Source organism: Nocardioides ginkgobilobae (assembly GCF_054781275.1).
On record NZ_BAAGUS010000009.1, the window covers coordinates 39194 to 53511 of the forward strand.

Genomic DNA, 14318 nt, shown 5'->3' on the forward strand with positions numbered 1-14318 from the left:
CGGTGGTCCCGGGCGCGTGTCACCCGCGCGGGTGGCGTGTCCCGGGCGCGCCCGGGGCAGTCCCAGGGGAACGGAACCAGGGAGGGACATCCGATGAGCACCACCACCATCGTCGTCATCGTCGTCGTCGCCGTGCTGGTCCTGGCACTGGTCGCGTTGCTGGCGTCCAAGGCCGCGACCCGCCGCCGGGAGCACCGCCGCCAGGAGGCGCAGCGGCTGCGCCAGCAGGCGGTCCGGCACGACGAGCCGATCGCCGCCGAGCGCTCCCGCGTGGAGAACCTGCGCGACGAGGCCGACGTGCTGCGCGCCGAGGCCGACCAGGCCGAGCACCGGGTCGCCGAGGCCGAGCGCGACCTGGCGCTGGAGGAGGCACGCCAGGAGGACCGGCTGCGCGAGGCCGACCGGATCGACCCCGGGCGCGCGCACCGCGCCTGAGTCGACCACCCGGCCCGGGCGTCCCCCGGATGAGAACCTGGGCGCATGAGCCAGGTGCCCGCGGCCACTCGCACCCTGCGGGTGCTGCGGTTCCTGGCCTCCCAGCCCGGCCCCGTGCCGCTGGAGCGGATCGCGCGCGAGTGCGACCTGCCGCGCTCGACGGCCTACCACCTGCTGGGCGTCATGGTCGCCGAGGGCTTCGTCGCGCACCTGCCCGAGGAGCGGCGCTACGGCCTCGGCGTCGCGGCCTTCGAGGTCGGCAGCGGCTACACCCGCCAGGAGCCGCTGCAGCGGCTCAGCCGCCGCGCCCTCGCCCAGCTCGTCGACCGGGTCGGGCACAGCGCGCACCTCGCGGTCCTGCACGGCCGCGACGTGCTGTACGTCGTCGAGGAGCGCGCCCCGGGCCGACCGCCGCTGGTCACCGACGTCGGCGTCCGGCTCCCCGCCCACCTCACCGCCAGCGGCCGCGCACTGCTCGCCGCCCTCCCGCCCGCCCAGGTCCGCGCGCTCTACCCCGACGCCGGGGCCTTCGTCGACCGCACCGGCCGCGGCCCGCGCACCCCCTCGGCGCTGCGCACGCTGCTCACCGAGACCCGCCAGCGCGGCCACGCCACCGAGGACGGCGAGGTCACCGAGGGCCTGGCCAGCGTCGCGGCAGCCGTCCTCGACCACACCGGCCACCCCGCGGCCGGCATCGCGGTCACCTACGCCGTGGCCGACCACGAGGCCGGGTCGCTGGACCCCGCCCGGCTGGCCGGCGACGTACGCCGCACCGCGCAGCTGCTCACCGCCCGGCTCGCCGGGCGGCCCGCCCCGCGGGAAACCACCTGACCCTCCGCCGCCCCTCTGCCACGATGGCCGTGTGAACCTCCTGGTCCTGCCCCCTCCGGTCGCCTGACCGGAGCCCTCCGCGCCCTGTCGGCCTCCCCGGCCGGCGGTCGTGCCGCGCGCTCCTGACGCCCGCCCGTCTCGACCGCACCGCAGGAGCACCCGTGACCAGTCCTTCCACCGCAGCCCGCCTCGGGCTGCTCCAGATCTCCCTCGCCGGCGTCCTGTGGGGCACCGGCGGCCTCGCCGTCCAGCTCGTGCGCGAGCGGGTGCCGATGCACGTCGTCACCATCAGCGCGTGGCGGATGGTGCTCGCCGGCGTCGTCCTCGCGGCGCTGCTACTGGCGCTGCGCGGCGGCCCGGTGCTGCGCGACCTGCTGCGCACCCACCCGCGGCGCACCGTCGTCGTCGGCGCCTCGACCGCGGCCTACCAGGCGCTGTACTTCGGGGCCGTCACGCTCGTGGGCGTCTCGGTCGCCACGGTCGTCAGCCTCGGCCTGGCGCCGGTGCTGCTGACCGCCGCCGAGGCGGTGCGCGGGCGCCGCCTCCCCGGCCGCGGCCGGACGCTCGTCCTCGTCGCCGCCCTCGCGGGGCTGGTCCTCGTCACGGTCGGGGCCGGCCACGGCGGCGGGGGCACGGGTCCCGAGCCGCTGCTGGGGGTGCTGGCCGCGTGCGGGTCGGGGGCGGCGTACGCCTTCGCCACCGCGCAGGGCGAGGTGCTCGCCCGCTCGACCGGCCCGCTGGCCCTCACCACCGCCACCACCGGCGTCGGTGCGCTGCTGCTGGTGCCGGCAGCCCTCCTCGTCGACGGTCCGCGCACGACCGCCGATCCGCAGGCGGTCGCGCTCCTCGTCTACCTCGGCGTCGTCACCATGGCGCTGGCCTACGGCCTGCTGTACGCCGGGCTGCGGACCTCCTCGGGATCGGCCGCCACGATCGCCACCCTCCTCGAGCCGGTCACGGCCGCGGCCGTCGCCGCGCTCGTGCTCGACGAGCGGATCGGGCTGCTCGGGCTGGTCGGCACGGCGCTCGTGCTCCTGGCCGTCGCCGGGCTCGGCCGCGAGGAGCCCGCGGCCGGACCGCCCCCGCCGTAGGGGTCTCGTGGCGAGGCGCCCCGGCGCCGAGCCACGAGACCCCTACGGGTGGAACACGTTCCAGCAACCCATGGACACCGAACCTGAACGTGTGTCACATTCTGCGGACGTGCTCACCGGAGGTCCCGTCATGCCCAGCCGCACCCGTCTCCTGCTCGCCGGCGCGACCGCCGCGGGTGTCGTCGCCGCCGCCCTGGCCGTCCCGGCCCTGGCCGGACCCACCGCGGAGCCGCAGCCCACGGTCGGCCTGCAGGCACTGCACCGCGCCCAGAGCGGCGGCGGCCTCGTGCTGACCGACGAGGACGGCAACCAGGTCGAGATCAAGGGCGACATCCACGGCGACCACGGCCACGGGGACGGCGAGGGCGTCGACATGGACGCGCTCTCGCGCGCCGGATCGGCCGCCGAGGAGACCACGGACCCGATCACCGCCGACGAGCGCCGGGCCGCGACGAGCTACGTCGAGCGCGAGCGCGCGCTGCCAGACCCGCGGCTGCGCACGGTCCGGCCCTACCCGCGCCGCACGAGGACCCCGCGCACGGTCTTCGCCCTGGCCAACGGCTGCTACACCCTCGTGCCCGGCGGCACCCCGCTCTACTTCAAGCCCACCGAGCTCGGCAGCTACCTCATCCAGGACCCCGACTCCCGGCTGCTCGTGCCGGGCGGGACCGCCGCCGAGCCCTCGGACGACGCGGTGTGGACCGCCGCCGAGGACGGCGGCCGGTTCGCCTTCGCCAACGCCGGCGGCGAGCTCGCCATCGACGGCGCGACGACCTTCTCCCCGCGCAAGGCGAGCGGCTGCACGGCGTACCCCGAGGCCGAGGTCAACGTCTCGGGCAACCCGCACGCCGGCGTCACCCCGTTCCAGGAGGTCCGCGGGTTCGTCGACGCGCACACCCACCACATGGCCTTCGAGTTCCTCGGCGGCGAGGTGCACTGCGGCAAGCCCTGGGACCGGTTCGGTGCGCCGTACGCCCTGGTCGACTGCGAGGACCACACGCTGACCGGCGGCTACGGCGCGGTCCTCGAGACCGCGCTGTCAGGCGAGCCGGGCCACGACCCCGTCGGGTGGCCGACCTTCGTGGACTGGCCCGCGCCCAACTCGCTGGCCCACGAGGGCACCTACTACCGCTGGATGGAGCGCGCCTGGCGCGGCGGTCAGCGGCTGTTCGTCAACCTCCTGGTCGAGAACAACCAGCTGTGCCAGCTCTACCCCCTCAAGCGGAACTCCTGCGACGACATGGACTCCATCCGCCTGCAGGCCGCGCAGACCTACGCCTTCCAGGACTACGTCGACGCCCAGTTCGGCGGGCCGGGCAAGGGCTTCTACCGGATCGTGACGAGCCCCTACGAGGCGCGCCGGGTCATCAACGCCGGCAAGATGGCGGTGGTCCTCGGGATCGAGACCTCGGTGCCGTTCGGCTGCACGTTCAAGAACGTCCCGGGCGTCGGCGACGTGCCGGCCTGCGACGAGGAGGCGATCTCCGAGCAGATGGACGAGGTCCACGACCTCGGCGTGCGCCAGATGGAGCTGGTCAACAAGTTCGACAACGCCCTGTCCGGCATCGCCGGCGACGCGGGCGAGACCGGCGTGGCGGTCAACACCGCCAACTTCCTGGAGACCGGCACCTTCTGGGACATGCAGCACTGCGACCCCGAGGACGGCGAGAGCGCCGACAAGACCCAGCTCGGCGCACCCGACATCTCCGCGGGCCAGCAGGACGCGCTCTTCGGCGCCGTCGCGATGGTCTCGGGCGTGCTGAACCTGCCGGCCCTGCCGCTCTACCCCACGCCGCTGCACTGCAACAGCCGCGGCCTCACGACCCTCGGCGAGTACACGATCAACGAGCTCGCCGAGCGCAAGATGATCTTCGACCCCGACCACATGAGCGTGAAGGCCCGTAACGCCGCCCTCGACCAGATCGAGGAGATGGGCTACCACGGGCTGCTGTCGAGCCACTCCTGGTCGACCACCGACGCCTACCCGCGGATCTACCGGGCCGGCGGCTTCATCACGGCGTACGCCGGCAACAGCAGCGGCTTCGTCGACAAGTGGCGCACGCACCAGGGCTGGGCCGACCCGCGCTACTACTGGGGCTTCGGCTTCGGCGCCGACATCAACGGCCTGGGCGCCCAGGGCGGCCCGCGCGGCGCCGACGTCCCGAACCCGGTCACCTACCCGTTCCGAGGCTTCAACGGCGTACGCATCGACCAGCAGGTCGCCGGTGAGCGGGTCTACGACCTCAACGTCGACGGCGTCGCGCAGTACGGCCTCTACCCCGACTGGATCCAGGACCTCTCCCTCATCGCCGAGGCCTCCGAGCGCGGCGACGGGAAGAAGATCCTCGACGACATGGCCCGCGGCGCCGAGGCGTACCTGCAGACGTGGGAGCGCGCCTACGGCATCGCCCCGGACTCCTGCCGCAACCCGGGCAACCGGCTGCCCGTCGCCACGGTCCGCCAGAAGCTGCGCCCGGGCATGAGCACCACGCAGGTGATGAAGGCCGTGGGCCAGCCCTACACGCGCCTGGGCCGGGAGTTCGGGTTCTGCGCCCGGGGCGCCGGCGGCTCCAAGGTCGAGATGACCGCGGTGTTCAACGGGAAGGGCCGGCTCGTCCGCGTCTCCTGAACCACCGCAAGTTACCTACCGGTAGGATCATCCTCACCCCGGACGGGCCTGACGGCTGCACCCCCACGCCCCTAGGCTCCAGCGAGCGCCAGCCCCCCAGCGGGCGTGGGAAGACGAGGAGAGATCCCAGCAATGCCAGCAATCCAGATCATCGCCATCGTGGTGTCCCTGGCCTTCACCGCCGTCGCCGTCGCCATGACGACGCGGGCGGTGCGGGCGATCCTCGGGACGGTCCGGGTCGGACAGCCGGCGTCGCGCACCGACAACCCGGGCAAGCGCACCGTCACGCTGCTCAAGGAGTCGCTCCTCCACACGCGGATGCTCCAGTGGGGCTTCGTCGGGGCCATGCACTGGTTCGTCTACCTGGCCTTCATCGTGCTGTCCTCGGCGGTCGCCACCGGCTACGTCCAGCTCTTCAAGCCCGACTTCGCGCTGCCGATCCTCGGCCACTTCTTCCTCTTCGAGTGGGTCAGCGAGGGGCTGGGCCTCCTGGGCACGCTCGGCATCATCGCGCTGATCATCGTGCGCCAGCTCAACCACCCGCGCGACAAGGGCCGCAAGAGCCGGTTCTACGGCTCCACCCAGTGGCAGGCCTACTTCGTCGAGGCCTTCGTGCTCGTCGAGAGCGCGGCGATCCTCTTCATCCGCGGCGCGGAGTACAACCTCGGCCAGATCGACAGCGACCACCCCGAGGACTTCACCCGCTTCCACTTCCCGATCTCCGGGTTCGTCGGGGACTTCCTGTTCCCCGCCGGCGTCGAGGGCAACGAGTCGGCGCTCGAGAACACCATCGTCGTCATCGCGATGATCAAGGTCGTCCTGGCGATGATCTGGCTGATGGTCATCTCCTCGAACCTGACCATGGGCATCGCCTGGCACCGCTTCACCGCCTGGTTCAACATCTTCTTCAAGCGCGAGTCGGTCGGCCGCGACACCGACGGCGCCACCACCGCGCTGGGCGGCATGAAGCCGCTGATGAACAACGGCAAGCCGGTCACGCTCGACGACATCGACGACCTCGACGAGGACTCCACGCTCGGCGTCGGCACCCTCGAGGACTTCTCCTGGAAGGGCATCCTCGACTTCTCCACCTGCACCGAGTGCGGTCGCTGCCAGTCGCAGTGCCCCGCGTGGAACACCGACAAGCCGCTGTCGCCCAAGCTGCTCATCACCGCGATGCGCGACCACGCCTACGCCAAGGCCCCCTACCTGCGGGCCGACGAGGCGCAGCGCGAGGCGATGCTCGCCGGCGACACCGCCCTGGCGACCGAGGTCGAGAAGCCGCTGGTCGGCGAGACCGGCGGCCGGATGGACGGCCTCGAGGACGGCGAGTGGTTCTACAACCCCAGCAACGGCGCGGCGGTCATCGACCCCGACGTGCTGTGGAACTGCACCTCCTGCGGCGCCTGCGTCCAGCAGTGCCCCGTCGACATCGAGCACGTCGACCACATCATGGACATGCGTCGCCACCAGGTCCTGGTGGAGTCGAACTTCCCGGCCGAGCTCAACGGCCTCTTCAAGGGCCTGGAGAACAAGGGCAACCCGTGGAACATGTCGTCCTCGGCCCGGATGGACTGGGCCAAGGACCTGCCGTTCGAGGTCAAGGTCGTCGGCGAGGACATCTCGAACCTCGACGAGGTGGACTGGCTGTTCTGGGTCGGCTGCGCCGGCGCCTACGAGGACCGCGCGAAGAAGACCACCCGCGCCGTGGCCGAGCTGCTCGACATGGCGGGCGTCTCCTTCGGCGTCCTCGGCAACGGCGAGACCTGCACCGGTGACCCGGCCCGCCGCGCCGGCAACGAGTTCGTGTTCCAGGGCCTGGCCCAGCAGAACGTCGAGAACTTCAAGGAGTACCGCGTCAAGAAGGTCGTCTCGACCTGCGCGCACTGCTTCAACACGCTCAAGAACGAGTACAAGGAGTTCGGCGTCGAGCTCGAGGTCGTGCACCACACCCAGCTGCTCAACCGGCTGGTGCGCGAGGGCAAGCTGACCCCGGTCTCGGCCGGACCCGGCGCCCACAAGCGCTCGATCACCTACCACGACCCCTGCTACATCGGTCGCCACAACGGCGTCTACTCGCCCCCGCGCGAGCTGCTCCAGGTCCTGCCCGGCGCGGAGTACGTCGAGATGGAGCGCCACAGCGAGAAGTCCTTCTGCTGCGGCGCCGGTGGCGCGCGCATGTGGATGGAGGAGAACTACGGCGAGCGGATCAACATGAACCGCACGAACGAGGCGGTCGGCACCGGTGCCGACCAGATCGCCGTGGGCTGCCCCTTCTGCCGCGTCATGCTGTCCGACGGCCTGACCATGAAGCAGTCGAAGGGCGAGGCGCGCGAGGAGGTCGAGATCCTCGACGTCGCGCAGATGCTGCTGGCCTCGGTCAAGGGCGAGCAGGCCACCAAGCTGCTCCCCGGCGCCGGCGCCGCAGCCGGTACGACGGCCCCGGCCGCCAAGAAGGCCGCGGGCTCCGCGGACGACTCCGAGGGGTCGGGCTCCGGCGGCACCGCGACCGACGTGGCCACGAAGGCAGAGCCCGAGGCCGGCGACGTGACCATCACCGAGGACACCGTCACCGAGACCCAGGACGCCGGTCCGGCCGCCAAGGCCTCCGGCGGCTCCTCGCTCTTCGACGACGCCTCGTCGATGTTCGACGACGAATCGGGCACCACCGCCACGTCCGCCACGGCGTCGCCCGAGAAGTCCCCGGCCGAGGAGGCCGAGGCCGCCAAGGCCACCCCGAAGGAGGCCGCCTCCTCCGGCGGCTCGCTCTTCGACCTGGGCGGCGACTCGGACGCGGGCGACAAGGCCGCCGAGGCGAAGGCTGAGCCGGCCAAGGCCGAGCCGGCCGAGGCGAAGGCGGAGCCGGCTGCGAAGCAGGCCGCTGCCGAGCCGTCCGCGGACCTCGGCTCGGGCGGGTCGCTCTTCGACCTGCAGGCCGAGGAGCCGGCGGCTGCCAAGGAGTCCCCGGCTCAGGAGGCCCCGGCGGAGGAGGCCCCGAAGGCCGAGGCCCCGAAGCCGTCCGAGCCGGCGGCGAAGGCTGAGGCCCCCGCGGCCGACCCGGCCCCCGCCCAGGACGTCGACCTCTCCAGCGGCGGCTCCCTCTTCGACATCGTCGCCGAGGAGCCCACCCCGACGGCGAAGGCCGAGCCCACCGAGGCCCAGACCCCGGCTCCTGCCGAGGAGAAGGCACCCGAGCCCGAGGCCGAGACCCCCGCCCCGGCGGAGAAGAAGGCGCCCGAGCCCGAGGCGAAGACCGAGGCTGCTCCGGCCGAGCCGACGCCCGCCGCCCCCGCGGTGGACCTCAACGCCGGCGGCTCGCTCTTCGACATCGCGGCGCCGGAGAACGTCCCGGCACCCCCTAAGGCGACCGCCCCGTCCAGCTCGACCCCCGCCGCGGCGACCGCCGCAGCCCCGGTCGACGTCTCGGCCGAGAACCTCGCCGAGGACGGCACGGACACCGCGTCCGAGCCGACCGCGGAGACGACCAAGGCTGCCCCCGAGGCTGCAGCCGCCGAGGCGCCGGCCGAGGCCGAGCCCGAGGCAGCCGCCGAGGAGCAGGCGACCGAGGAGGAGCCCGCCCCGGCGGAGCCCACCGAGGAGCCGGCTGCCGAGGAGAAGGCCCCGGAGCAGGCCCCGGAGCAGGCGAAGCCGGTCTCCAGCGGCGAGGCCCACCAGCCCCGCACGGACGTCGAGATCGAGTCGGTGGAGTCCCTCTTCGACATCTGAGTCCCACCGGCACAGCAGCACGCCACGGAGCCCCGGACCGCCAGGTCCGGGGCTCCGTCGTTATGGGCTCGACGCTCGTAGGGCCCGATGCTCGCGGTGACACATCGCGGCCCGGCGCCACGCCCCAGCACGGCCCACCAGCCCGGTCAGGAAGTCGTCCCTCCCCGCTGTGTGGCGTTCCGGTTCAACCTGGTTGAACCAGAACGCCACACAGTGGGTCACGCAGCAGGTCCCCGGCGGACGAGACGGGTCCGGCCCGCTCGTCGTACCGGGCCACCTCTCGAGAGCAGTCATCCACAGGACCCACAGGATCGGGCTGCAATGGCTTCGAGGCGCGCGAGGGTCGGGGGATGGACGAGCTGGGGCTGGTGCTGCGGGATCAGGACGGCGTGGTCGCCCGGCGACAGCTGCTCGCCCTGCCGGGAACCGACGCCACCGCCGTCAACAGGATGCTGCGCCGCCGCGAGCTGGTCGAGGTGCACCGCGGCGTCTACGTCGACCACACGGGTCCACCCTCGTGGCAGCAGCTCGCCTGGGCAGCGGTGCTCTGGGCGTGGCCGGCCGGGCTCGCCGGCGAGTCGGCGTGGCGGGCGTTCGAGGGACCCGGACGCAGGCGCCGCGACACCGATCAGCTGCACGTCGTGGTGGAGCGGAACCGCCGACTCACGCCGCCGCCGGGGATCGTGGTCCACCGGCGAGCCGGCTTCGAGGACCTGACGCTCTGGAACCTCGGACCGCCTCGCGTCCGGCTCGAGGAGGCGGTCCTCGACGTCGCCCTGGCCGCCTCCGACGAGCTGGGACTGGTCGCCGCGCTGGCAGATGCGGCGGGCTCCCGGCGTACGACGGCGCAGCGGCTCTCCGAGGCGCTGGCCTTGCGGCCGCGGGTGTCGCGTCGGGCGTTGCTCGTCGCTGTGCTGGCGGACGTGGCGGCGGGGAGCTGCTCGGTGCTGGAGCGGGAGTACCTGCGCCGGGTCGAGCGTGCCCACGGGTTGCCGCGGGGCGCCCGCCAGGTGCTGCTGGAGCACGCGGGACGGTCGATGTGGCAGGACGTCGTCTACGAACCCTGGAACGTGCACGTCGGACTCGACGGTCGGATCGACCACACGCTGCTCGTGGACCGCGACCGCGACCTCGAGCGGGACCTGCTCGTGGCGGGCCGCGGAGGGCGGTCGGTGCGGGTGGGGTACGGCCAGGTCTTCACCCGGGCGTGCGCCACCGCCCGCGGGGTCGGCGCGGTGCTGCAGGTCGCCGGGTGGGAGGGCCCGGTCCGCAGCTGCGGGGCTGGTTGCCGCTGAGGCGACAGTGTCCCGCGCCCCTGCGAGCCCGCGCCCCATCACCTCGACCCGTCAGGGAACAGCACGCGGCCGGGACGGGCGTGGGACACCACTGTGTGGCGTTCTGGTTCAACCTGGTTGAACCGGAACGCCACACAGTCGAGGTGACCTCGACCGTCTCTCCCGCAGCAGCGCGCCCCGCCCGCCCCGGGCACCCCAGCGCCACCGGCTCGCCGAGCAGCTGCGCCGGGTCGCCGACCGCCTCGACGGCTGATCCCCGCGAGGCGGTCAGGCACCCATGGCGCGACCCTCGCACCAGTAGCCCATGAAGGCGACCCGGCGCCGGTCCAGCCCCAGGTCACGGACGAGCGCGCGACGCAGGCCGGTCACGACGCGGGACTCCCCGGCGATCCAGGCGTAGACGTCAGCGAGGTCGTCGCCGACCGTGTGGACGACCGGCTCCAGCTCCTCGCCGGAGGAGGAGTGGGTGGGGGTCTCCCAGAGCTCGGGGTCGACCTCGTCCTCCGCTACCTCGGGTACGACGGGTGCGGACCCGGCCCCGAGGTGCTCCAGCACGGCCGCGTGGAGCAGCGCACCGTGGGCGGCCCCCACGCGCGGCAGCCAGGTGACCCGGACCCCCTCGGGGTGCACGACCGACTGCACGTCCGCGGCGAGGGGCACCTCGAGGAACGCCGCACCCCGGGCGGTCGGCTCCAGCTGCGCGAGGGTGGCGAGCACCGCGGGCACGGCCGTCTCGTCCCCGGCCAGGAGCAGCTCGGCCCCGGCCGGCGGGGCGAACTCGATGCCGCCGTACGGCATCCCGCGACGCGGGCCGACCAGCACGACCCGGGAACCGGGGCGCGCGGCCGCGGCCCAGCGAGAGCCGGGCCCGGCCTCGCCGTGTCCCCCGCCCGCAGGACCCTCGACCCCGTGGACGACCAGGTCGACCACGAGCCGGGTGTCGACGCCCGAGCCGACCACGTCGCGCACGGTGTAGGTGCGCATGTGACCGCGCTCGGGCTGCGGCAGCGCCAGCCACGCGGCGTACCAGTCCTCGCCGTCGCCGAGGACGGGCAGCGGCCCGTCGACGTGGTCGGGGAAGACGAGCTTGACCCGCTGGTCGTACGACCGGGGGCCGACGCCCAGGTCGGCGAGCTCCGGCGCGGCCAGGTGCACCCTCGTGAACGACGGGGAGAGCCGCTCGGCGTGGACCACCTCGGTGGCGCAGATCAGCAGCGGCCGCACGGCCGGGGCGAGAGTCATGTAGGCAACCCTAACTTAGGGCTGCCTAACTCAGTGCTGGCGGCTCAGATCTGGGTGCGGTGGAAGCTCTGGAAGGACTTCGACGGGGTCGGGCCGCGCTGGCCCTGGTAGCGCGAGCCGTACTTCGCCGAGCCGTAGGGGTGCTCCGAGGGCGAGGTCAGGCGCAGGAAGCAGAACTGGCCGATCTTCATGCCGGGGTAGAGCTTGATCGGCAGGGTCGCGACGTTGGCGAGCTCGAGCGTCACGTGCCCGGAGAAGCCCGGGTCGACGAAGCCGGCGGTCGCGTGGGTCAGCAGCCCGAGGCGGCCCAGGGAGGACTTGCCCTCCACGCGCGCGGCGATGTCGTCGGGCAGGCTCACGACCTCGTACGTCGAGCCGAGCACGAACTCCCCGGGGTGCAGGATGAACGGCTCGTCGCCCTCGGGCTCGACCATCCGGGTCAGGTCCGACTGGTCCTGCGCGGGGTCGATGTGGGGGTACTTGTGGTTGTCGAAGACCCGGAAGAACCGGTCGAGGCGCACGTCGATCGACGAGGGCTGGAGCATCCCGGCCTCGTAGGGGTCGAGCACGATCCGGCCGGCGTCGATCTCGGCCACGATGTCCCGGTCTGAGAGCAGCACGCGCTGACCCTAGCCGCCGCACGCCCACGCGGGAACGACGTCCCGCGACCGCCGCATAGGGTCGAGCCGTGCCGCCGACCTTCCGCCGCTACGTCGCCCTCGGCGACTCCTTCACCGAGGGGGTCGGCGACCCCGACCCCACGCGCCCGAACGGCGTCCGCGGCTGGGCCGACCGCGTCGCCGAGGTGCTGGCCGCCCGCGAGCCGGACTTCGGCTACGCCAACCTCGCGATCCGCGGCCGCAAGCTGCTGCCGATCCTGGCCGAGCAGCTCGAGCCCGCGCTCGCGCTCGCGCCGGACCTCGTGAGCATCTACGCCGGCGCCAACGACATCCTGCGGCCGCAGGTCGACGTCGACGCCCTCGTGGCGGCGTACGACGACGCGCTGGGGCGGCTGGCCGCGACCGGCGCCCGGCTGGTCGTCTTTACCGCCTTCGACCCGGGCGGCTCCGCGACGTACCGCCTGCTGCGCGGACGGTTCGCCCTCTACAACGAGCTGGTCCGCGAGGCCGCCGACCGGCACGGCGCCACCGTCGTGGACTTCTGGCGCATGCGGGAGTACCGCCACTGGGGCTACTGGGACGAGGACCGGATGCACCTGGGACCGGCCGGTCACCAGCGGATGGCCGTCGCCGTCCTCGACGCGCTCGGCGTCGAGCACGACCTGGCCGTGCCGAGCCCGCGCGAGATCGAGGCGCTCGACCGGCGCGCACAGCTGCGGCAGCACGCGGAGTGGGTCCGCACCTCCGCCGCGCCCTGGGTGCACCGCCGCCCCCGTGAGCTCGCCGCCCAGGTGGGCCTGACGGTGCTCGCGGGGGTCCTCGCCGTCGGCGTCGTCGACCCCGACCCTGCCGGTGACGGCGCGACCCGGGACGGCCGGACCGTCCGCGCCGCCGCCCTCGCCCCGGCGGCACCCGCACCCGCCGTCGTCGGCTCCCGCGCCGGCGCGGGTGCTGACGCGGCCGCGCCCGAGGCCCGCAAGGTCCGCCGCCCCAACATCGTGCTCATCACCACCGACGACCAGGCCGACACCGACCTCTCCGCCATGCCCCTCACCCGCCGCCTGCTGGGCGGGCGCGGGGTCGACTTCGTCAACGCGATCTCCCCGCACCCGCTGTGCTGCCCGGCCCGGGCGGAGATCTTCACCGGGGAGTACGCCCACAACAACGGGGTCAAGCACAACGACGGCCCGTTCGGCGGCCACGCACGGTTCGCGGCGTACCGCGACGGGCGCAACCTGCGCGGCAACCTCGGGACCTGGATGCGCCAGGCCGGCTACCGCACCGGCTTCACCGGCAAGATGCTCAACGGCTACACCGCGCGCTCGCCGCGCCCACTCGGCTGGGACTGGTGGGACCCGACCACCGAGCGCACCTACGCCTACACGCGCACGACCTTCTTCGGCGACGGCCGGCCCGTGACGCCGAAGGGGTACGCCACGGACGTGCTGGCCCGGCGCTCGTCGGACTGGGTGCGCGCGCAGGCACCGGCCGCGAAGCCGTTCTTCCTGTGGGTCAGCCACGTGGCGCCGCACGAGGCGATCGTCGGTGGGAAGCCGGTCGGCCACCCGTTCAGCGCCGAGCGGCCCGACCGGCTGCACCGCGACGCCCGCCCGCCGTCGATGCGCAAGCCGTCGTACAACGAGGCCGACGTGTCCGACAAGCCGCGCTACTCCGGCATCGGGGAGAAGGTCCCCGACTCCGAGGTGCTGCGCACCCACCGGCAGCGGCTGCGCTCGCTCGCGGCCGTCGACGAGGCCAACGCCTCGATCCTGCGCACCCTCAAGCGCACCGGCGAACTCGGCCGCACCCTGGTGGTCTTCACCTCCGACAACGGCTTCCTGCTCGGCGAGCACCGGCTGCGCGGCAAGAACCAGGTCTACGACGAGAACCTCCAGGTGCCGCTGCTGGTGCGCGGACCGGGCGTGCCCTCGGGCGAGACCTCGACCGCCCTCGCCGAGACCGTCGACCTGGCTCCGACCATCCTCGACGCCGCCGGCGCCCTGGACGACGTGCGCCGCTCCGGCCGGGTCGACGGCCGCTCGCTGCTGGACCTCTTCCGCGGCGAGCGGGCGCGACCGCCGTCCAGCACCACGCTCATCCAGGCCGGCACCAAGCGCCGCGCAGCCGTGCGCGGCAACGACGGCTGGGCCTTCCGCGGCGTCACGACCGCCCGCTACACCTACGCCGAGCACTTCACCGGCCAGTCCGAGCTCTACGACCGCCAGGTCGACCCGCACGAGCTCGACAACCTGCTGGAGCTGCGCAGCGGCGACCTGCGCCCCGGCGCCAGGGAGTACGCCGAGGTGCTCGACGCCCTGCGCTCCCGGCTCCGCGACCTCCGCTCCTGCCAGGGCCCGGCCGAGTGCGACCGCCGGTACCCGCCGCTTCCCGACCCGCGCTGACCCCCGCACCCGCCTGCGCCGCCGATCGTCTAGCATGACGGCGGCCG

At 73.6% G+C, this 14318-nt stretch carries 9 protein-coding genes; 7 read left to right on the forward strand and 2 right to left on the reverse strand.

All coding sequences use genetic code 11. From position 1 onward, the window contains the following. The first annotated feature begins 93 nt into the window (after positions 1–93). The 6 genes from ACYVID_RS10345 (at position 94) to ACYVID_RS10370 (ending at position 10007) form a co-directional block, all read left to right on the forward strand. On the forward strand, positions 94–435 hold the full coding sequence (locus ACYVID_RS10345) for a hypothetical protein (protein WP_300645735.1): 342 nt from the start codon (positions 94–96) through the stop codon (positions 433–435). A 45-nt stretch (positions 436–480) separates the two neighbouring features. Then, positions 481–1266, forward strand: coding sequence for an IclR family transcriptional regulator (locus ACYVID_RS10350; protein WP_460736700.1), 786 nt, complete (start codon positions 481–483; stop codon positions 1264–1266). A 161-nt stretch (positions 1267–1427) separates the two neighbouring features. After that, on the forward strand, positions 1428–2357 hold the full coding sequence (locus ACYVID_RS10355; protein ID WP_460736702.1) for a DMT family transporter: 930 nt from the start codon (positions 1428–1430) through the stop codon (positions 2355–2357). A 130-nt stretch (positions 2358–2487) separates the two neighbouring features. After that, positions 2488–4986 carry a hypothetical protein gene (locus ACYVID_RS10360; RefSeq protein ID WP_460736704.1) on the forward strand — a complete coding sequence of 833 codons (2499 nt, stop codon included), beginning with the start codon at positions 2488–2490 and terminating at the stop codon, positions 4984–4986. 132 nt (positions 4987–5118) lie between these two features. Further along, the gene (locus tag ACYVID_RS10365) at positions 5119–8712 is read left to right on the forward strand and encodes a (Fe-S)-binding protein (RefSeq protein WP_460736706.1); all 3594 of its coding nucleotides are present in this window, start codon (positions 5119–5121) and stop codon (positions 8710–8712) included. A 350-nt stretch (positions 8713–9062) separates the two neighbouring features. After that, entirely contained in the window at positions 9063–10007 is a 945-nt protein-coding gene (locus tag ACYVID_RS10370; protein ID WP_460736708.1) for a hypothetical protein, read from the forward strand. A gap of 267 nt (positions 10008–10274) precedes the next feature. On the opposite strand, the gene ACYVID_RS10375 is transcribed toward ACYVID_RS10370, so the two are convergent. Together ACYVID_RS10375 and dcd are read right to left on the reverse strand one after the other, a co-directional pair. Beyond that, positions 10275–11249, reverse strand: a complete 975-nt coding sequence (locus tag ACYVID_RS10375) for a siderophore-interacting protein (RefSeq protein WP_460736710.1) — start codon at positions 11247–11249, stop codon at positions 10275–10277. A gap of 44 nt (positions 11250–11293) precedes the next feature. Beyond that, positions 11294–11869 (reverse strand): dCTP deaminase, encoded by a 576-nt coding sequence (gene dcd / locus ACYVID_RS10380; RefSeq protein WP_460736712.1) that lies wholly within the window; start codon positions 11867–11869, stop codon positions 11294–11296. Between the two features lie 68 nt (positions 11870–11937). On the opposite strand from dcd, the gene ACYVID_RS10385 reads away from it, so the two are divergent. Further along, the gene (locus ACYVID_RS10385) at positions 11938–14271 is read left to right on the forward strand and encodes a sulfatase-like hydrolase/transferase (protein ID WP_460736714.1); all 2334 of its coding nucleotides are present in this window, start codon (positions 11938–11940) and stop codon (positions 14269–14271) included. The last annotated feature ends 47 nt before the right edge of the window (positions 14272–14318 follow it).